Origin of the sequence: Neobacillus niacini (assembly GCF_048572935.1) — a bacterium.
Taxonomy (GTDB): Bacteria; Bacillota; Bacilli; order Bacillales; family Cytobacillaceae; genus Neobacillus; species Neobacillus niacini.
The window spans coordinates 960,045-980,633 of record NZ_CP183883.1; the positions used below are offsets into that span (position 1 = coordinate 960,045).

The following is a 20,589-nucleotide window of genomic DNA, read 5'->3' on the forward strand; positions in this document are numbered from 1 at the left end:
CTTCCTCCTATTTACATACTTTTCCTTAGGTTGTGTTCCTAAAAGAAAACTATGAATTATTTCTGGGAAATAATTTTAGTATAGAATATTGGTGCTTTTGTCGGAGAAACAATCACTTTAACAACCAAATTTTAGGAGGAAGGTAATATTTGTAAATATAGTAAAATTGGTATTTTGGGCGCAGGTGTTTGTGTCTGATTGACTATATATTCCAAAAATTCTATATGTTACTATTATTTGGAAATCACATAGAGATATAAGGGAGGAATCAGAAGTTGAAAAAGAAAAAACTATTATCCATTCTTTCAACTAGTGCATTAGCTCTATCACTTTTTGCTCCATTATCAGTTAACGAATCGAAGGCAGAAGCTGCAACTACACCAAAATGGGATGTAGAGCGTTATGGAGATCGAGTAGATATTGATGGACAATTAAATCTATTAAGTAACGATTCTACATACTTAAAGCAAGCAGAGGCGAAAATTGCCGAGCAGGCTGCACAGATTAATTTTAATGAGGATCCATCGTCTACAAGTACAACTGCGAATAGTAATTTTACATACAATGGAGGAACGAAACAATTCTTAAATAGGAATTTGAAGTTCAAACCATTTACACTACGAAGTGTGGGTGAAAACGTAGAAATTTGGGTAGCAAATGACCTTGCATTTCCAGCAGGAGATCCGCGCCCAGCACATGTTGTAACACAGGAACAAGTGGATAAATTACGTAATGAATTTGATAATAATATTTACCCAAAAGCTACAGCTTTCTTTGGGACACCTGATGTTCATGATGGATCTAAATCTCCACTAGCTGGAAGAAATGTTCCGGCTGGATACTATGAGGGCAGCGATAAGGTTATCATGTTAGTAGATAATATCCAAGATGATAACTATACTGACCCGAGTTATCCCTTCTTTGTTGCTGGTTTCTACTGGCAAACACTAGAGAACTATATTGATAGAAATATTATTACGATTGATACAAACAGCTGGGAAACTCGTTTAGAGTCTACTTTCTTTGGTACGACTATCCATGAGTTACAGCATTTAATTCATGCTGATAACGATGGTGCAGAGGAAACGTGGCTAAATGAAGGTATGTCTACCTTCTCAGAATATCTTGGTGGATATGGCCATGATGATAGATCGATTAACTTTTACTTAGATCATCCTGAGAATTCATTGGTAAATTGGGATGAGCACCGTGTAACAAAAACAGGTCCTGAAACGATTGCTGACTATGGTCAAGTATACTTATTTACATTATATATGAATGATAAATTTGGTCGCGAATTTATTCGTGACTTAGCACTAAGTGAAACCCAAGGAATTAACAGTGTAAATGAAGTGTTAAAGGCGCATGGTTCTAGCCTTGACTTTACACAACTTTATCAAAACTTTATTACGGCATTAACCCTAGACTCTGATAGAATCGGCAACGGAGTTTATAATTTTGATAGTATTGACCTTCGTGACCTTACTGTTGATAGTAAAGGTACAAAGCGTGGAAAGACCGTTGACTTTGAAAAGGCTGTAACATTTGAAAAAGAGGGCGTTCCTGCCTGGGGCGGTGACTTTAAAGAATTAGATTTCCAAGATAAGATTAGAAGTATTTCCTTTGACGGTGTGGACTTCTTAGGAACTCCATGGACATCTGTGGCAGATCCTAACGATGCTGCGAATAAGGTATTATGGGGCGGACAGGGAGACGAAGCAGATAATGCAATCATCCTTGAAGCAGATTTATCAGAGGTTAATTCAGCAACACTAAATTTTGATCAGTACCTTGATATTGAAGAACAGTGGGATTTCGGGGTTGTTCAAGTATCTACAGATGGCGGAAAGACTTGGAAGAGCTTAGAAAATGAAAATACCCGCAGTGATGTAGTCGAAGAAGGCTATCCAAAAATTAAAGCAAACGTACCTGGCTTTACTGGAAATATAAAAGAATGGCAAAAAGAAACTTTTGATTTAAGTGAGTATGCTGGTAGTAAGATATTGGTTTCCTTCCGTTACTTAACAGATTGGGGTCACACTGATGGTGGCTGGTTTATTGATAAAATTGAAATTCCGGAAATTGGATATACCAATGATGGTAGCTCTACCGAAGACTTTAAGTCCCTCCAAGAATTAGCAGGTCAGTACGTAAACTACACCGTAACGTTTATCAACGAGAAGGAAGTTGGTAATAAAAAGGGTGCTAAAACAAATTACAAGGTAATTACAGTGGATCCATTCAATGTAACCGAACAGGACGCTTTAACATTGAGACAATTATTCAAAGATGGAAAGAACTATATGATTACGTCTTATGCAGCTCCTGCAGACGATAAAAATCCAGTAGATTTTTCATATGAAGTACATTTGAAAGAGAAGTCTGGAAAGAAAAAGTAAAGAAATGAAGATCGAGAATGATTTATTCTCGGTCTTTTTTTATGAAAAAAATGACTCCGGCAATTACCGGAGTCACGAATAGCGGTATTTGATTTTATTTGGCTGTGTTATTATTCATTGTTGAGTTTTCTGTAGGTATGAGAGTATACAAAGGCGGAGAAATTCCGCCTAATGTATAAAGAAGAAGCTTAAAAAGCAGTTTAAGCGGAGATATTCCGATTAGCTGCTCTAAATAGGACAAAACTCAAAGATTTCGATAATATAAGCGGAAAAACTCCCCCTATACTCAAGGAAAAATAGGTATTTCCAAATTTAAACGGAATTTTACCGTTTATTTTTCAAGCAAAGTCTTATTATTTAAAAATTAATACTTTACCAACCGTACCATCAGAACTTTCACCCACAACACGGAACTTTAATCCGTATTTTGGTACATTACGTCCGGCGTCAACTAGTCCAGGGTTGCTGTAGTCTGCACTGTCGTCGAATAGTGGGTTACGCTGTGTAAAGTTGTCTGTCATTGTGAATAGACCTGGATAATTTAAGAACATTTTCTGAGACTTATTTAAACCGAATGCTGCATCATGCATTTGGTAGCGAGTAGAACCAAGGGCTTTATCACTCCAAGAATTCACATGCTGATCAGCGTCCACAACTCCAAGGAATCCTTCACCAGGGTGTATTCCAGTCCAGTTATCTCCATAAGTTTCATCAACATACCAAACAACTAAACCTGGATCATAGCTCATTAAGCTAGCTCCTCGGCGGATATTTTTTAAGCCTTGGTCAACGCCATTCTGGGATCTCCACTCTAATAGGTAATAGTGTACAGCTTCTGTTTTACCATTATGCTGAGCAAACCCATTAAGATCAAATGTTGATTCTCCTTCAGCACCATCAGAGAATACCTCATTCCCATCGGCTGTTACTTTGATGTTGTCAACGAAGAAGCCTTCTAAGTTAGCGGCCCAATCAGACATAGAACGGAACTGAAGCTTGATTTCCTTTCCTGCATAGGAAGATAAATCAATATGTTCATGTATCCAGCTATTACTTGAACCAGTGTAGCCAGGAAGATTATCCGCAATATCAGAATATCCACCTTCCACTAATGTAGATTTAGTATTTGGTGTGGATAAGGATGTCCAAGTAGATCCACCATCAGTAGATACTTGAACCATAGCAAAATCCCAATCTTCTTCAATGTTATACCATGCATCAAAGTCAAGCGCAGCTGTACTAGCACCTGTTAAGTCAACCGTTCTAACCATTGTGTGATCGGCTTCATCACCTTTTCCACCATGGTATTCATAATCACCTGCTGGCGGGGTGTTAATCACTGTAACTTTTTTAGGTAAATCAATACGTACAGCATCATTATTTGTACCTTTAGAGTTTGCTTGATCGAGTAGGACTTCAGTACCTTTGCTACTCACATCCGCTTGATTTATAGTTTTTCCCGTTAACCAGTTACTACCTGGCATGGATGCGTGTAAAAATTCCCTAGCATAAGGACTAAACCCAGTTGGTTCAGTGCCAGGGACCTTACCTGCCCAGCTGCCCCCAGACATAATTGACCAATACTCAACGGGCTCCCCAGCGCCGGAATAGATGGTATCATATTCATCAGGAAGACCTAAGTCATGCCCATATTCATGAGCAAACACACCAGCTGCGCCATCGGCAGGTTCAATGGTGTAGTCATAAGCTGCTAACTCACCACCCCAGTAAGGTACTTTAGCTGTAGTACCTGGAAGAGTTGTAACATCTTCTAAGCTAGAACGATGTGACCAAATGGCATCTGCCCCTAAGGAGCCACCACCGGCTTCCTCACCGACGCTAGAGTGAACAACCATCAAGTGGTCAATTAAACCATCTGGCTCACGGAGATTTCCGTCTCTATCAAGGTCATAACGATCTTCTTGGTCATACTTGCTTAGGTCCACGTTTTTATCCCCAGCAACAGCGTGTAATGCTTCCGTTACTAGACCACGAGGGTCTTTGTCATTATCACTAGAATTATTTCCACCATAAGCCGCAGCAGGTTTAGAGGCCATGTACCATTCCGTTACTTCTCCATCAATGGTATAACTTCCTCCAGACTGTTGTTCATAGTATTGTTTAACAGAGATAAGCTTTTCACCATTTGGCCCTGTATAACCATTTTCACCAAATACCATGTCGGTATAATGTTGTTTTGTGTAATCTTTATAATACATATCCGTTTCGTCTTTAGAGATACTATTATGAGGGAAATCAGGATATTCTATAAGTAATACTAGGACATTATCTTTTCGCTGACCGCCAGTCCAAGATTCCTCTTTAACTGAGTCAACAGTATTTTTCTTCGCTTGCCCAAGTTTATTTCCTTTGCCGCTTGTTAATCCGGTCTTAGCCATATTATCTTTTAAAGTACTTTGTAATTTCTTTTCGTGCTGATAAACCTCTCCGGTTTCTTTTGTTGCACCAGCTGCTTTATTTTTCAAGAATTTTTGTAAGGCCTTCTCCGCCTCAGCCGGGGTAGCATTCTTAGCAATTGTGCCGTTTTTCTTGAGCATTTCTATTAATCTCTCATCATTTGCAATTCCTAAGTCAATTGGAGCGCCATTAGAAGCGCCTTTTTTTGTGAAATCTGTAGCCTTTGCAGTAGGGGGGACTGAGGCAACGTTAAACAACCCTAGTCCTAAAGATACTGTTAGTGCAGTGGATAGTATTTTTCTCTTCTTCATGTAGAACCTCCCTTTTCTATTTTTACCCCTTTTAACCCACCAGTCAGTATGTATAGATCCCTCCTTAATTAATTGAATCTACTATTACTAAAAAGGTTCGAGTCCCTAAGAAAATAGTAGTGTAATATGATGATAGTACTTTGAGTGAATATTGTAAATATTTAATTTATTTATTACAAAAAAAGAATAAATACCTAATAAAACGACAACAGTCTTCGGTAATAAATGATCTAACTTTACAAAAAAAGTAAATTTTTAATTGTAATCAGACAAAAAACCTGAGCCGAAGGGGACTCAGGTTTCCTATATCTTTTACTTTTTTGTACCTTCATTAAAATTATAATAGAATTTAGCTGTGATGGATCCATCGGCATTTTCTTTAATATCCGTTACATGAATTCCTGAGTCTGCTGGAGTAGCGCTGTAGCCCTTCCAGAAGTAGTAGGAACCAGTATGAACATTAGAAGAGGTTGGAGTGATCTTCGCACCTGTCTTGAAGAAGTCTCCAGCGTTACCGCGGTTTACATTCTTTTCTAATTCATATAATCCATCTGCCTGAAGAAGAGATAATCCGTAATGTGTAACAACAGTGCCGTCACTTGCTGTTTGTGACTGGTTATACTGGAAGCGCTTGTTCATCCAGTTTTCAACGTTATTAGGACGGAAACCGGCAGTTTGATATAAGTTGATGATGTTTTCATCGACATGCCATGCTAATAAACCATGGGAATCGGTGCCTTGACGGATTAACCCTTTATTAAAGCCATCCTGCTGTACATTTTCGAATAAGAAATACTCTGTTCCATTAGATCCAGGAACATCCATCTTTACGATACCGTTTGTAGCATTGGCTTTATTAATAGCGGGTAAGGTAATTTCTTGGACTCCATCTGTCGGCTTAACTTCTTTTGGTTCAGCCCATCCAAGGAAAACCTTTGAGAATGGATCAAAATGAGTTGGGGAGTTACCAGAGTAAGCACCATTATCAGGATAACGCATCCAAGAGCCGCCAGCCATCATGGAGTAGTTTCCAACACCTTCAGAGGTGTAAACAGTATCATAGAAATCAGGAAGACCTAATGCATGTCCAAATTCATGTGCATAAACCCCAGCTTGTGCAGGGAATGGGCCGGTTTTCAAGGCGTCATTATATCCGCCAGTTGTTAAGTCAAACCCAGCTACGTTACCGCCAATTGCAGGCTGAATATTATAGTTATTTACGATAACACCATCATAAGTCATATCCTCGGCAACAGTCTTATTGATCCAAGCACTTTGACTCATTCCAGCATGAACATCTGCTGGTTTACCAGTTTCATAGTATTTCCCATAGTATAAAGCACTTAATAAACTCCATTTATGAGACCAGAATTGTGCAGGGTCTTGACTCCACTCAGCTCCTGTTCCTTCATGAATAACGAAAACGTTTGGAACTTCGCCGTCTTCAGCATAATTTGAAAAGTCAATTTGGTCATCTGCTGCTTTTAATAAATCACGAACAAATTCTCCTGTGTGAGCGTCTCCGTTTACGTTTCCAAGTACATATTTCCCGTTTTCAGCATATTTCCCCTCTTGGTCTAAGTAATATGAAGCACCATGAGGAAGTTCTACCCAAACAAACTCAGTATTTTCTTTGCGGACTAAATTTACTCTCCCATTACTAGACTCCTTATAAGCATTTTGCATAGTCCGATCTGTTGGAGCCTTCACACCGTTATATTCAGCATATTGTTTAAATGCGTCTAATTCATATGGATTATATTCTGTACCAAAAATTAAGTCTTCATAGTAATGTGCAGGGACTTGTCCTTTTAAGTCGCCAACTGGCTCATCGCCTTCCTTATATTTTGCGAGGATGACTAGGACTGGTACATCGCCTGTTGCTTTTTTATATGCTACATGATTGTCGCCAGGCTTCTGGAATTTAGTTCCTATATTAGCCTTTTCTGCAGGGTCAACCTTTGACAAATCGACTCCTAGTTCCTTTGCCTTTGCAGCTAGCTCTGGGGCTGCCCCGACATAGTCTGCAAGACTTAGATTGTATGTATCCTTTGTGGACGAAGGGCTCTCAGTAGATTGAAAACCTGCTGCCACAATACTTCCAGCTAAAGCTAGAGATAGACCCGTTTTTGATAGAACCTTTAACATGACCGTCACTCCTAACGTTATTTAAGAATTAAAATATATCAGAATTATCAGACATAATATAGAAACAAAATACCTAATTTTGACATATATTTAGGGAGACGAAATACCTAATTTCTCGTATTTTTAAATAGTGCGATAGAATAGCAGACTGTGTGATGAAAGTTAAAGATACAATAATAATGTCCTGAAAAAATGTCTATGCTAAGATAAAAAGTATATAGAATGGAGGAAAGTTAACATGTCAGAAGCAGCTTCTACATTAAAAAAGTTGAATTTTAAGGATCAAGGGCAGCCTGTTTTAGTTATCAATGCACCAAAGTCTTATAATAGTATTAAGGCGGCATTTGAAGGGGAGGTCCATGAACAGGCCGAACAAGAGAAGTATGACTTTGTTCAAGTATTTGGAACAAGTAATCAAGATCTTCAATCACACGCTAAACACGCTGTATCTTATGTAAAAGAGGATGGCTTACTTTGGCTTTGTTATCCTAAGAAATCTTCGAAGGTCTACAAAGGATCAGATTGCAGCCGTGAAACAGTTATGTATATGCTCTCTGATGAGGGCTTTGAGCCAGTACGACAAGTCGCTATTGACGAAGATTGGTCTGCATTGAGATTCCGGAGCACTGAAAAAATTAAGAAAATGGTTCGAACCTTTGCTGTAACGGAGGAAGGTAAAAAACGGACGGAGCAGTAATAGACTCTCTTAAATGAGGGTCTTTTCTTTGTTTACAAAAAGTGTTTACGTGTTTACGATATTTGTACACATGTTTACATTATTGTATACACGGTGTTTACAATAATGTTTACAAGTATACAAACCTGTAAACATGGCTTAAATACAGGATGTGTACAGGTTTGTAATCGTTGTATACAAAAAGTGTATACAACGATTACGTATTGTTTACAATTTTACACTTTCATTTCTTTTATACTTCCTGATTGAAGAATCTATCAATCTCCTATAATCTTATAATAGAGAACTAGATACATATCTTCATTAACAACTAAAATTAGAGAATGAAAGGATGACAATTTTGAATAATACTAGAATTGCAGCCGTTGATGTTGGAAATGATTCCATTAAGGCGATTTTTGGAGAAATGGAATATGAACTTAATATTCCTAACATTATTGCCAGAGATACGGAAGACCGCCCTGTAATAGGAATAGAAGAATTAGATGATAAAAATCCTCTTGATGGCATTCATATCAGAGTCCACTCCCCTGCTTTGAAGGATAACAATGCTATTTACCGTGTAGGTAATCTCGCAACAAAAAGTCCTAATGGAACAGAACTAGATCCTGGAAGCAGCAAGTCTGAGGAAGACCAAACTTTAGTTCTACTTTTTACTACATTAGCATTGGACGCGGTAAAAGAAGGGAATAAGAATAATTTCCGCCAAACCAAAAACGTCATTGATGCGAACTACACACTTGGAACAGGCCTTCCTCTTCGCGAAGTTAAGGAAGGTAAGGATGCAGGCTACCGTTCGAAGTTAATCGGTTCGGTTCACCAAGTAGAGTTTCTTGTTACACCTAAATACCAAGGGTTAAAAGTAAACATTAAGTTTGATGAAATAAAAGTATACCCTGAAGGCTTTGCCGCTTATATTAATCTAGTGATGGATAATAATTCAAAAATCATTAATAAAGACTTAATAGATAAGCGTATATTGATTCAGGATATTGGTGGATTATCAACAGATATCGCAGTTATTAAGAATCGAAATGTAGATGATGATAAAGCGCAAGGCTTTAATCTAGGAGTATCAGAATCATTAGAACAAATCCGAGAAGAAATCAGGTCGAAGCATGGTGTCGAACTAGACAGCCGCCGTGATGTTGTTGAAATCATTACGAAGAAAAACGACCGAAATCATATCATGGTTAAAGGAAGCCGTACTAGTGTTCACGATATAACAGACCGTATCCTGCTAGATTTGGCAAAGAAACAATACCGTTTATTGCGAAATGTTTGGTCAAAGAACTCACAAACCGAAATTTGCTACTTTGTGGGCGGCGGTGCGACCGTATTAAAGGATTATCTTAAAACATTAAATAATAATCTCGATGGTTTTAATATTGACTTCTTTGAAGATGAAAAAGAGAGTATTTGGATGATGGCAAATGCCTATTACAAGCTCATTATGGATTATGCGAGAAAAGCAGAGAAACAAAAAGTAGACCAAACGCAAACGAAAAAACCTGTTACCAATTAATAAGGTGATGATATGAAAAAGGCTGGTTCAAATGAAATTCAGCGGGGACAGGCTATTTCCTTCCGTGTCCCTTCTGACACACCTGACCATTTAATTAAGCAGCTGCAAAAATTAAAGGAAACGGAAAGAAGAAATTTTTCAAGTAAAATTGCTGAGTTTGTGATGGAAGGTGTCGGGAACGTAAATGCAAGAGAACGTGAGATGATTACCGTTCCTCTGCCGAGAAAGCTGACAAAAGCGCAGCGTGACTGGCTAAAGCACGAGCATTCAGAAGCATTATTAGGAAGTATTATCTATCAATTGATAGTTGATCCAGTTCGTTCAAGTGCTCTCTTGGCAAGTTTAAATAGCAAATCAGTAGATATTGATGAAGCGTTATACCTTCAAGAAGATGTATTTCCTGAGAAACATGATATAAGTTCCTATCCAGAAAATGATCCTGTTGTAGAGGAAACTGCAGCTTCTATCGATTTATCCGATATGGATGATGATTTGGACGAGTTTGACTGGGAAAATGCAAAACCATTGATACAAGAAGAAAAGGTTGAGGAAGAGCTTGATTTAGATGACCTGCTGGGTGGATTTCTAGCTAGTATGAATAAATAAATGAAGATCAAAAAGGTAAGCAATATTTCTTGCTTACCTTTTTTCGTTGTAGTGAAATTTTATTAAATAATAAATACGTTCGGTAACCTATGATATAATTTTCTTAACAAAAAATTGAGGACAAACGTTTATTTTAGATAGATAGGAGTGCGCTAGTTGAAAAAAACGATTACGCTATTTGCGGTCATTCTTTCATTAATGATTGCAGGTTGCGCAAAAGGGAACAATGGTGAAATAAAAACTGAAAGAAGTTCGGCAAAAGAAGAACTCATTTTAGCAGTTGGAAATGAGCCGGAAACAGGGTTTGACCCGGTATTAGGCTGGGGACAATACGGTTCGCCTCTTTTTCAGAGTACATTATTAAAACGAGATCATGATTTAGCTATTACATATGACGCAGCAACAAATTATGAGGTTAGTGACGACGGTAAGGTGTGGACTGTCAACCTGCGGGATGATGTGATGTTCTCAGATGGCAAGCCCTTAACCGCAGAGGATGTTCAATTTACGTTTGAAAAGGCACTAACGAGTGGTTCAGTTTTAGATTTAAATATTCTTGAGACGGTAGTGGTGAAGGATCCAACAACAGTTGAGTTTCACCTTCGAAACGCCAATTCTACCTTTATTCATTCGTTATTAACATTAGGGATTATCCCAAAACATTCATATGGGGATGATTATTCAGAAAAACCAGTTGGTTCCGGTCCCTATCAGCTTGTGCAATGGGATAAAGGACAACAGATTATTATTGAAACGAACCCTAACTACTATGGTAAAAAGCCATTCTTTAAAAGAATCACTTTCTTATTTTTAAATGAAGATGCAGCCTTTGCCGCTGCAAAAGCAGGACAAGTGGATGTTGCTTATATACCTGCTTCGTTTAGTGAAAATAAAGTTCCGGGAATGCGTCTTGAAGCTGTTCAGAGTGTTGATAATCGCGGAATCATGTTCCCATATGTTCCTTCAGGGGAGAAAACAAAAGAAGGAAATCCGATTGGAAATGATGTAACAGCCGATATGGCTATTCGTAAAGCTATTAATGTGGCCATTGATCGAAAAGCTCTTGTTGATGGAGTTTTAGAGGGACATGGTACACCTGGCTACTCGGTGGCAGATGGTCTGCCTTGGTCAAATGGAGAATCAAAGATCGAAGATGGTGATCTAAAAAGGGCAAAGGAATTATTGTCTAAAGCGAATTGGAAAGATCAGAATGGCGATGGGATTCTCGAGAAGGATGGTCTTAAAGCGGAGTTTGATCTCCTATATCCTGCCAGTGATGTGACAAGACAATCATTAGCTATTGCGGTGGCTGATATGATGACACCATTAGGGATTAAGATCAACGTAGAAGGAAAAAGTTGGGATGAAATCGAAACATTAATGCATTCAAATGCAGTAATGATGGGCTGGGGAAGCCATGATCCGCTTGAAATTTATAATTTGTTTAGCGGAAAAATGGCAGGAATGGAGTATTACAACTCCGGTTTCTATTCTAATGATAAGGTAGATGAATACCTTGAAAAGGCGCTATTAGCTAGGACAGAGGCAGAAGCAATTGAATACTGGAAAAAAGCACAGTGGGACGGGGAAACAGGTTTTAGTACTCAAGGAGATGCGCCTTGGGCTTGGTTAGTTAATATTGATCACCTCTATTTAGTTAACGAAAAGCTAGATATTGCGGAGCAGAAAATTGAGCCTCATGCACATGGCTGGCCAATTACGGATAATCTTGTTGACTGGAAATGGGATGAGAAATAGATGATAGGTGTAACGCTAAAATGCAGAATATAGTTTTATTTATTATTAGGAAAATGACGAGACTCCTATCACTCCTGTGCGCGATTAGTATCATTACCTTTATACTTATCAGCCATTCACCCATTGACCCCATTCAGGCTTATATAGGTGCGGATATGATGAGGGTTGGTCCTGAGCAGCGAGAGAATATAGCTGAAAACTGGGGATTAAATAAACCACCAGCAGAACAGTTTTATCATTGGGGTTCTTCCCTGTTACAAGGAGATTTTGGAACCTCGATGATTTATCGCCAACCAGTTGCCGAAATTATCAGCGAAAAATTCTTGAACTCCCTTGCGCTTATGATTATTGCGTGGATTTTATCGGGCGTTATTGGATTTGTGCTGGGAATTGTAGCGGCGGTGAAAAGAGATAAATGGGCAGATCGGATTATCAAGTGGTACTGTTATACGTTGGCGTCAACGCCGACATTTTGGATGGGACTGGTATTATTAATGATTTTTGCCGTTTGGTTAGAATGGCTGCCAATTGGAATGGGGGTGCCAGCAGGTGTGCTGGCTGAAAATGTAACCCTTACGGACCGTATTGCACATTTAATCTTGCCTGCCCTCACACTAAGTATTGTAGGTGTCGCGAACATTGCTTTACATACAAGACAAAAACTGATTGAAATCCTCTCAAGTGAGTATATTTTATTTGCCAAAGCAAAGGGAGAAAAGGGCTTTACACTAATATGGAGACATGGTATTCGTAATGTTTCTCTGCCTGCTATTACCCTTCATTTTGCCGCTTTTAGCGAACTCTTTGGAGGAGCTGTATTAGCAGAACAGGTTTTTTCATACCCAGGATTAGGACAGGCAACCGTTGAAGCCGGTCTGCGTGGTGATGTTCCACTCCTTCTCGGTTTAGTGATTTTTAGTTCAATATTTGTCTTTGTGGGGAATTTAATGGCCGATCTTATTTCCTTTATTGTTGACCCCAGGATGAAGGAGAGAAGATCGCTATGAAATTAAATAAAAGACAGTCTGCAATTTTGGTATCAGCCATTACCTCCGTGGTAGTAGTGACTATTTTTGTTGGAGGCTTGCTGGTCAGCAATGATAGAATTGTAACCAACTTAGAATATCGTAATCTTCCACCCTCGCTCGCTCATCCATTTGGTACAGATTGGCTGGGGCGGGATATGCTTTTTCGAACGCTAAAAGGATTATCTATTAGTATAGGTGTTGGACTAATCGCTGCGACTGCCTCTGTCATAATAGCGGTGTGCCTGGGAATAATGGCTGCAACAATGGGTCGTATCGCCGACGCCGTCATTTCCTGGCTTGTCGACCTTTTTTTAAGTGTCCCTCATTTAGTGATGCTTATTTTAATTGCTTTTGTAGTCGGCGGTGGTATGAAGGGTGTCATTATTGGCTTAGCACTCACCCACTGGCCAAGCTTAACTCGGGTTATTCGTGCAGAGGTCATGCAGATTAAAGCAGCAGACTTTGTCCAAACATCAAGAAGACTGGGGAAATCAAGGTGGTTTATTGCGATTAAGCATATATTTCCTCACCTTGTCCCGCAGTTCTTAGTGGGCTTATTTTTACTATTCCCTCACGCAATCCTTCATGAAGCGGCGGTAACGTTCTTAGGCATGGGGTTATCACCGCACCAGCCTGCAATTGGTATCATTCTATCAGAATCAATGCGTTACTTATCTACTGGTATGTGGTGGCTGGCATTTTTCCCTGGTCTGCTCTTACTATTGGTAGTCCGTGCCTTTGATTTAATAGGGGATCGTCTGCGGTCACTTGTGGACCCTTATCGTGCCAATGAATAAGATGGGGGTTGAAAGTTATGTCTATCCTAGAAGTGCAAAATTTATCTATATCCTTTAAAAAATATTCCAAAGGGCTAAGGCAGGAACAAAATCAAGTCATACATAATCTAAATGTGTCAATCAACAGAGGGGAAATTGTGGCAGTTGTCGGTTCAAGCGGGTCTGGTAAAAGCCTGTTGGCTCACGCGATTCTTGGAATATTACCGGGAAATGCTACGTTAACAGGGAATATTTTTTATGAAGGTCAACTGCTTACCGAACAGCGTAAAGAGGAACTAAGAGGAACAGAAATTGTAATCATTCCGCAATCCGTTAAGTTTTTAGATCCATTGATGAAAATAGGCTCACAGGTACAAACTTCTGTTAGAAAAAGAAATGCTGTTACAGCACAAAAGGAAATTTTTGAGAAATATAAGTTACATCCAACTGTTGAAAAATTATTTCCTTTTCAATTATCTGGCGGTATGGCAAGACGTGTTCTTGTTTCGATGGCAGTCGTAAGTGAAGCCAGTGTGATTATTGCAGATGAACCAACACCGGGACTTGATATGGAGGTTATCAAGGAAGCGGAGAACTCTTTTCGGGAGTTGGCTGGTAATGGCAGTGGAGTTATGATTATTACACACGATATTGAATTTGCCTTAAAAGTTGCAGATAAAATTGCCGTTTTTTATGCAGGTACAACCGTTGAGACTGCACCAGTGTCAGACTTCTCTGGTAAGGGTGAGAATCTCAGACACCCTTATACAAAAGCATTATGGAGAGCCCTTCCTCAAAATGAATTTATTCCAATTAAGGGGTCACAGCCGCTAGCGAATGATTTGCCTGCGGGGTGTCCTTTTGCCCCTAGATGTGAACATGCCACATCAGAGTGTTCAAAAGGGCTGCCGGAGGAAAGGTATATTCGTGATGGAATGGTAAGGTGTATATATGCAACTTGAAGCAATAAATGTTGGATTTGGTTATCGGAAAAATAATTGGACATTTCGTCATATTGATTTAAGCCTTAGAAAGGGAGAAATTGTCGGTCTTGTTGGCCCTAGTGGAGCTGGGAAGACAACACTTGGACGAATCCTTGCGGGGTATGAACAGCCATTGGAAGGTACTGTAAAGCTGAATGACGCTCCATTGCCAAAGACGGGCTATCACCCTGTTCAGCTAGTATTTCAGCACCCGGAAAAAGCTGTAAATCCAAAATGGAGAATGAAGGATATCCTTCATGAAGGGTGGAATCCTGATGATGAATTACTAGAAAGATTAGGAATTGATCGGGATTGGCTGCAACGTTGGCCTAATGAGTTATCAGGCGGGGAATTGCAGCGCTTTTGTGTAGCTAGAGCACTTGGTCCAATGACACAATTTCTAATTGCTGATGAGATGACAACCATGCTGGATGCGATTACCCAAGCACAAATATGGCAGGTTGTTTTAGATATGGCAAAAAAGCAAAATATGGGGATACTTGTAATCAGCCATGAAGCGCCGCTTTTGGATAGACTTTGCAGCAGAATTATTGATATTTCATCTAATGTAATGAGAGAAGGATAAAAGACAATGAAAACTTTCAAGAATTATCGTTTTCCTATCATCCTATTACTTTCAATATTGATTGGCGCAATTTTAGGTTTAGTCATGAAGGAAGACGCAGTCATCTTTCAGCCGATTGGGGATATCTTTTTAAATCTATTATTCACGATTATTGTTCCGCTTATTTTCTTTACGATTTCCTCTTCGATTGCAAATATGAATGGAGCCAAGAGATTAGGAAAAATTCTAGGCTGGATGTTTGGAACCTTCCTCTTTACAGGTCTTGTTTCAGCCATTTATATGTACTTTATTGTAAAATTCGTTAATCCTGGTGAAGGTGTAAACTTAAAGTTAGTAAAGCCGGAAACCGCGGAGGAGTTAAATACAGTCGCACAAATTGTTAAGACATTTACTGTACCTGACTTTGTAGAATTGTTTTCACGCAGTAATATGCTGGCGTTAATTGTGATTTCCATTCTGGTTGGATTCGCAGCACAATCAGTTGGAGAACGCGGCAAGCCTTTTGCTAGCTTTTTAAGTTCAGGTTCAGAAGTAATGATGAAAGTTATATCATTGATTATGTATTTAGCACCAGTGGGTCTGGGAGCCTATTTTGCGACCTTGGTTGGTCAGTACGGTCCCATCCTATTAGGCTCCTATATTAAAGCCGGTATCACGTATTATGCAGCTTCAATCGTCTATTTCTTTGTGGCTTTCACCATGTATGCATTTATGGCTGGCAGGGGTAAGGGAATTAGAGTGCTTTGGAGCAATATGCTGGCACCTTCTATTACGGCGCTGGCAACTTGTTCTAGTGCCGCTTCAATCCCTGTTAATCTCGAAGCTTCAAAAAGGATGGGAATCAAAGAAGATATCCGCGATACAACCATTCCATTAGGGGCTGCTTTACACAAAGATGGTTCTGTTCTTGGCGGTGTGCTAAAAATTGTGTTCTTGTTTGGTATCTTTGATATGAATAACACAGGGATTGGCACCTTTTTCTTGATTATCAGTGTTTCTCTTTTAGTTGGAGCGGTTATGGGAGCTATTCCAAGCGGAGGTATGATAGGGGAAATGTTAATCCTTAGTTTATTTGGATTCCCGCCTGAGGCATTGCCGATTATTGCGGCAATTTCAACGTTAATTGATCCTCCAGCAACCATGCTGAACGCAAGTGGAGATAATGTTGCAGGAATGATGGTTTCAAGAATGGTTGAAGGCAAGAATTGGCTACAGAAGACTACATAAAAGAAGGGTGCTCTCCAAGGAAGAGCACCCTTACTTTTTATTTAGATTACACCTTGTGCAATCATTGCATCTGCTACTTTTATGAAGCCAGCAATATTCGCGCCGACAACGAGGTTGCCTGGATAGCCATATTCCTCAGCTGCATTCATACTGTTACGATAGATGTTAATCATAATTTGGTGCAATTTCGCATCAACTTCTTCAAATGTCCAAGAAAGTCTTTGGCTATTTTGAGCCATTTCAAGCGCAGATACGGCTACACCGCCAGCATTTGCTGCCTTCCCAGGAGCAAATAAAATATCACTTGCTAAAAATACCTCAACAGCTTCAAGCGTAGATGGCATATTAGCACCCTCTCCAACAGCTTTTACACCATTAGAAACGAGGACTTTTGCTGATGCCTCATCAATTTCATTTTGAGTTGCACATGGTAAAGCAATATCACAAGGAATCGACCAAATGCCTGAACAACCTTCGTAGTATTGAGCTTCTGGGTGCTCAAGGACATATTCACTGATTCTCTTACGTTCCACTTCTTTAATTCGCTTAACAGTCTCAAGCTTAATACCGGATGGATCATAAACATAACCATTGGAATCACTGCAGGCTACAACTTTTGCACCTAATTGAGTAGCTTTTTCGATCGCATAGATGGAAACATTGCCTGAACCGGAAACGACAACTGTGCTTCCTTCAAAGCTATAACCTTTGTCAGCAAGCATTTCGTTTACAAAGTAAACCGTACCATAACCAGTTGCTTCTGTACGTGCTAAACTACCGCCATAACCTAGGCCTTTACCAGTTAGTACACCAGCTTCATAGGCACCGCGAAGTTTCTTGTATTGTCCAAACATATAACCGATTTCACGGGCGCCTACGCCGATATCCCCTGCTGGTACATCGACATCAGGTCCAATATGTCTGTATAGCTCAGACATAAAGCTTTGTGTAAAGCGCATGACTTCGCCATCTGATTTACCTTTCGGGTCGAAGTCAGATCCGCCTTTTCCTCCGCCAATCGGCTGACCAGTTAATGAATTCTTAAAGATTTGTTCAAAACCTAAGAATTTAATAATGCTCGCATTAACGGACGGGTGGAAACGTAATCCGCCTTTATAAGGACCGATTGCACTGCTGAACTGGACACGGAAACCGCGGTTTACTTGAACTTTACCCTTATCATCAACCCAAGGAACACGGAAAGAAATAACTCTATCAGGCTCTACGATTCTTTCAAGGATATTGTGCTCGATATATTTTGGATGTTTCGCAAAAACAGGAATTAGGGAGTCAAAGATTTCCTTGACTGCTTGGTGAAATTCGGATTCATAAGCATTTCTGCATACAACTTTATTAAACACTTCATCCACATATTGAAGTGCTGTGCCTTGCGCATCATGTTTTAATTGTTCAATTGTTTTCAAGTTATCCACCTCTTAATGGGAAGTTATTTTTTTAAATAGTTAGATTATTAATATAAAGTATTTTATAATTAAATAATAATCTTAACAATATTAATAATAGATGATATTCATCTCATAATGAGATGAATCGAGGTGAGCCCTTTGGAGTTACGTCAAATTCAATACTTTATGGAAGTAGCTAAGCGTGAACATGTGACCGAGGCGGCAACCGCGCTGCACGTGGCTCAATCTGCTGTAAGCCGGCAAATCTTTAATCTCGAAAAGGAACTCGGCGTTAATTTATTTATCCGCGAGGGGCGGAATGTCAAATTGACGATGATTGGTCAGATGTTTCTAGCTCATATGGAACAGGCGATGAAAGTAATTGGTGAGGCACAGCGAGAGATTGAGGAATACATTGATCCAATGAGAGGGACGATTCGTATAGGTTTTCCCAGCAGTCTGGCTGCGTATACCCTTCCAACCTCTATTTCCGCCTTTCGTGAACACTATCCTCAAGTGAAATTTCAACTAAAGCAGAGTACCTACAAAGAGTTAATTGAGGGTGTTATGAACGGTGATTTTGATATGGCATTAATTGGACCTGTTCCTAAAAACGAGAAGAAATTACAGGGGACAACATTATTTACAGATAATATTGTGGCCTTATTACCGTCTAGTCATCCATTAGCCAAACAGCCAGCGATAAAATTAAGCCAGCTGCGTGAGGAAGACTTTGTCTTGTTTCCAAAGGAATATATATTACGGGAAATTATCGTTCAAGCTTGTGAACAGTTGGGTTTCCAGCCGAAGGTATCTTTCGAGGGAGTTGATATTGATTCAATAAAAGGACTGGTTTCAGCTGGTCTTGGAATTACATTAATTCCGGAAATCACGCTGGTGGAAGGATTTCCCCGTTCAACAGTAAAGGTACCCATTATTGAGCCTGAGGTCACCCGTACGGTCGGGGTTATCATTCCAAGAGAACGCAAAATGCTCCCTACAGTCAAACTTTTCTATGACTTTTTAAAGGATTTCTATTCCATTCTGGACAGATATCAAAGGTAAGAGCCCAACTATGTTCAGTTGGGCTTTTGATTGTCGATAAGTTTTTCTCGCCATTTCTATATTTCCAGCACCTTTGGATTAACACAGAATTCTTTTCCATGTCAGGCTTCGGTCACTCCGGCACTTCTGCATTGACCCAAATTTGTTTTCATGTCAGGCTTCGGTCACTGCAGCACCTCTGCATTGAAAAATAATGGCTGTCGAGACTTTCTCGACAGCCTGAAGCCCAACGATGTTCAGTTGGGCTTTATTTTATGCTTTTTGTTCGAAAAGTTTCGTAATTTCAATGACGGTTTTGGTGGATTTAATCATATTATCAACAGAGATAAATTCATACTTCCCATGGAAGTTTTCGCCGCCTGTGAAAATATTGGGAGTTGGCAGACCCATGTAAGATAGCTGTGAACCATCTGTACCACCGCGGATTGGTTTAATGAGTGGTTTAATATCCAGGCTCTCCATTGCCTGTTGGGCGATGTCGACGATTTCCATAACCGGTTTGATTTTTTCACCCATATTGTAATATTGGTCTTTTAATTCTAGAAGGATGGTATCTTTTCCATATCTTTCATTAAGCGAGTCGACAATGCTTTCGAATCTATTTTTTCTCGCTGCAAAGATTTCTTTGTCGTGATCACGGATAATATAGTACATTTTCGTTTGCTCGACATCGCCGTTAAAAGAAATCAGGTGGTAGAAACCTTCATACCCCTCAGTATGTTCAGGTGCCTCTAATGCTGGCAGCTGACTATGTAGTTCCATGGCAATCTTCATTGAATTCACCATTTTATCTTTTGCAGAGCCTGGGTGAATATTGGTGCCCTTAATGGTGATCTTTGCAGCCGCAGCATTAAAGCTTTCGTATTCTAGCTCTCCTAGCGGTCCGCCGTCGACAGTGTATGCATACTTGGCATTGAAGGCATTCACGTCAAACTTATGTGGCCCTCTGCCAATTTCCTCATCCGGAGTGAATGCAACGCGGACCTTACCGTGCTTAATTTCCGGATGTTGAATCAAGTAAGCCATTGCGGTCATGATTTCAGCAATCCCAGCCTTGTTATCGGCTCCAAGCAGTGTAGTACCGTCCGTGGTAATCAGCGTATGACCTTTATAGCTTGGCAGGCTTGGGAAATCCTTCGTTGTCATGATGACGTTTTGGTTTAGAGGAATATCTTTACCATCATAGTCTTCAATGATTTGCGGGTTTACGTTCTTCCCTGTGAAATCGGTTGCAGTATCAACATGAGCTAAGAAGCCGATTGTCGGCACATCCTTATCCGTATTCGACGGAAGGGTCGCCATCACATATCCATTCTCATCAATGGTTACCTCTTGCATTCCGATTTGCTTTAATTCTTCAACAAGCATATTGGCTAAGGTTAGTTGTCCCGGCGTAGAAGGACAACTTTCATTGCTCTCATTTGACTGTGTATCTACCTTTACATAAGAAGTAAATCTCTCTATAATCTCTTTTTTCATATACTTCACACTCCTTTTCTCATTTACTATTTATAATAGCACTTTCATTCTATATCTACACTAATGGGTGATAGAAACTATGGTTCAGTATAAACACATTGTTCTTGATTGAGAACAAAATTGTTCTCGAAAAAATAAAAAAGTGAGAAAACGGGAGATATTTCTATATAACGCACG

Annotated in this window: 15 protein-coding genes; 11 read left to right on the forward strand and 4 right to left on the reverse strand. The window is 39.6% G+C overall.

Features of this window, described 5'->3' with window-relative positions; all coding sequences use genetic code 11:
* Positions 1-275 precede the first annotated feature (275 nt).
* Positions 276-2,399 carry a peptidase M6 gene (locus ACN6MT_RS04585; RefSeq protein WP_419954904.1) on the forward strand — a complete coding sequence of 708 codons (2,124 nt, stop codon included), beginning with the start codon at positions 276-278 and terminating at the stop codon, positions 2,397-2,399.
* A gap of 353 nt (positions 2,400-2,752) precedes the next feature.
* On the opposite strand, the gene ACN6MT_RS04590 is transcribed toward ACN6MT_RS04585, so the two are convergent.
* Together ACN6MT_RS04590 and ACN6MT_RS04595 are read right to left on the reverse strand one after the other, a co-directional pair.
* On the reverse strand, positions 2,753-5,128 hold the full coding sequence (locus ACN6MT_RS04590) for an immune inhibitor A domain-containing protein (protein ID WP_419954905.1): 2,376 nt from the start codon (positions 5,126-5,128) through the stop codon (positions 2,753-2,755).
* Between the two features lie 312 nt (positions 5,129-5,440).
* Positions 5,441-7,276: a M6 family metalloprotease domain-containing protein gene (locus tag ACN6MT_RS04595; protein ID WP_419954906.1), complete on the reverse strand. Its 1,836-nt coding sequence runs from the start codon at positions 7,274-7,276 to the stop codon at positions 5,441-5,443.
* 238 nt (positions 7,277-7,514) lie between these two features.
* Here ACN6MT_RS04595 and ACN6MT_RS04600 point away from each other — a divergent pair, with 238 nt between their 5' ends.
* The 9 genes from ACN6MT_RS04600 to ACN6MT_RS04640 all read left to right on the forward strand — a co-directional run bounded on the left by ACN6MT_RS04600 (position 7,515) and on the right by ACN6MT_RS04640 (position 16,462).
* Positions 7,515-7,973: a DUF3052 domain-containing protein gene (locus ACN6MT_RS04600; protein ID WP_419954907.1), complete on the forward strand. Its 459-nt coding sequence runs from the start codon at positions 7,515-7,517 to the stop codon at positions 7,971-7,973.
* A gap of 340 nt (positions 7,974-8,313) precedes the next feature.
* Positions 8,314-9,498: a ParM/StbA family protein gene (locus ACN6MT_RS04605; protein ID WP_157411816.1), complete on the forward strand. Its 1,185-nt coding sequence runs from the start codon at positions 8,314-8,316 to the stop codon at positions 9,496-9,498.
* Between the two features lie 12 nt (positions 9,499-9,510).
* The gene (locus ACN6MT_RS04610) at positions 9,511-10,104 is read left to right on the forward strand and encodes a hypothetical protein (protein WP_419954908.1); all 594 of its coding nucleotides are present in this window, start codon (positions 9,511-9,513) and stop codon (positions 10,102-10,104) included.
* A gap of 198 nt (positions 10,105-10,302) precedes the next feature.
* Positions 10,303-11,862: an ABC transporter substrate-binding protein gene (locus ACN6MT_RS04615; RefSeq protein WP_419956378.1), complete on the forward strand. Its 1,560-nt coding sequence runs from the start codon at positions 10,303-10,305 to the stop codon at positions 11,860-11,862.
* Between the two features lie 20 nt (positions 11,863-11,882).
* Positions 11,883-12,869 carry an ABC transporter permease gene (locus tag ACN6MT_RS04620; protein ID WP_419954909.1) on the forward strand — a complete coding sequence of 329 codons (987 nt, stop codon included), beginning with the start codon at positions 11,883-11,885 and terminating at the stop codon, positions 12,867-12,869.
* Positions 12,866-13,687: an ABC transporter permease gene (locus tag ACN6MT_RS04625; RefSeq protein ID WP_419954910.1), complete on the forward strand. Its 822-nt coding sequence runs from the start codon at positions 12,866-12,868 to the stop codon at positions 13,685-13,687. The genes ACN6MT_RS04620 and ACN6MT_RS04625 overlap by 4 nt, the downstream gene beginning before the upstream one ends.
* Positions 13,688-13,704: 17 nt before the next feature.
* On the forward strand, positions 13,705-14,628 hold the full coding sequence (locus ACN6MT_RS04630; protein WP_419954911.1) for an ABC transporter ATP-binding protein: 924 nt from the start codon (positions 13,705-13,707) through the stop codon (positions 14,626-14,628).
* Entirely contained in the window at positions 14,618-15,235 is a 618-nt protein-coding gene (locus ACN6MT_RS04635; protein ID WP_419954912.1) for an ABC transporter ATP-binding protein, read from the forward strand. Before ACN6MT_RS04630 ends, ACN6MT_RS04635 begins: the two co-directional genes overlap by 11 nt.
* 6 nt (positions 15,236-15,241) lie before the next feature.
* Positions 15,242-16,462, forward strand: coding sequence for a dicarboxylate/amino acid:cation symporter (locus ACN6MT_RS04640; protein WP_419954913.1), 1,221 nt, complete (start codon positions 15,242-15,244; stop codon positions 16,460-16,462).
* Between the two features lie 41 nt (positions 16,463-16,503).
* Here the strand turns inward: ACN6MT_RS04640 and gdhA are convergent, their stop codons facing one another.
* The gene (gene gdhA, locus ACN6MT_RS04645; RefSeq protein WP_082799563.1) at positions 16,504-17,886 is read right to left on the reverse strand and encodes an NADP-specific glutamate dehydrogenase; all 1,383 of its coding nucleotides are present in this window, start codon (positions 17,884-17,886) and stop codon (positions 16,504-16,506) included.
* Positions 17,887-18,027: 141 nt separating this feature from the next.
* On the opposite strand from gdhA, the gene ACN6MT_RS04650 reads away from it, so the two are divergent.
* Positions 18,028-18,933, forward strand: coding sequence for a LysR family transcriptional regulator (locus ACN6MT_RS04650; RefSeq protein WP_419954914.1), 906 nt, complete (start codon positions 18,028-18,030; stop codon positions 18,931-18,933).
* Between the two features lie 252 nt (positions 18,934-19,185).
* Here ACN6MT_RS04650 and pepT read toward each other — a convergent pair whose 3' ends face one another.
* The gene (gene pepT, locus ACN6MT_RS04655) at positions 19,186-20,412 is read right to left on the reverse strand and encodes a peptidase T (protein ID WP_419954915.1); all 1,227 of its coding nucleotides are present in this window, start codon (positions 20,410-20,412) and stop codon (positions 19,186-19,188) included.
* Positions 20,413-20,589: the final 177 nt, after the last annotated feature.

Bases quoted from the DNA above. Each gene is read 5' to 3' on its own strand.
- ACN6MT_RS04590 (WP_419954905.1), bottom strand. From the start codon at position 5,128: ATGAAGAAGAGAAAAATACTATCCACTGCACTAACAGTATCTTTAGGA.
- ACN6MT_RS04595 (WP_419954906.1), bottom strand. From the start codon at position 7,276: ATGTTAAAGGTTCTATCAAAAACGGGTCTATCTCTAGCTTTAGCTGGA.
- ACN6MT_RS04600 (WP_419954907.1), top strand. From the start codon at position 7,515: ATGTCAGAAGCAGCTTCTACATTAAAAAAGTTGAATTTTAAGGATCAA.
- ACN6MT_RS04610 (WP_419954908.1), top strand. From the start codon at position 9,511: ATGAAAAAGGCTGGTTCAAATGAAATTCAGCGGGGACAGGCTATTTCC.
- ACN6MT_RS04615 (WP_419956378.1), top strand. From the start codon at position 10,303: ATGATTGCAGGTTGCGCAAAAGGGAACAATGGTGAAATAAAAACTGAA.
- ACN6MT_RS04620 (WP_419954909.1), top strand. From the start codon at position 11,883: ATGCAGAATATAGTTTTATTTATTATTAGGAAAATGACGAGACTCCTA.
- ACN6MT_RS04625 (WP_419954910.1), top strand. From the start codon at position 12,866: ATGAAATTAAATAAAAGACAGTCTGCAATTTTGGTATCAGCCATTACC.
- ACN6MT_RS04630 (WP_419954911.1), top strand. From the start codon at position 13,705: ATGTCTATCCTAGAAGTGCAAAATTTATCTATATCCTTTAAAAAATAT.
- ACN6MT_RS04635 (WP_419954912.1), top strand. From the start codon at position 14,618: ATGCAACTTGAAGCAATAAATGTTGGATTTGGTTATCGGAAAAATAAT.
- ACN6MT_RS04640 (WP_419954913.1), top strand. From the start codon at position 15,242: ATGAAAACTTTCAAGAATTATCGTTTTCCTATCATCCTATTACTTTCA.
- pepT (WP_419954915.1), bottom strand. From the start codon at position 20,412: ATGAAAAAAGAGATTATAGAGAGATTTACTTCTTATGTAAAGGTAGAT.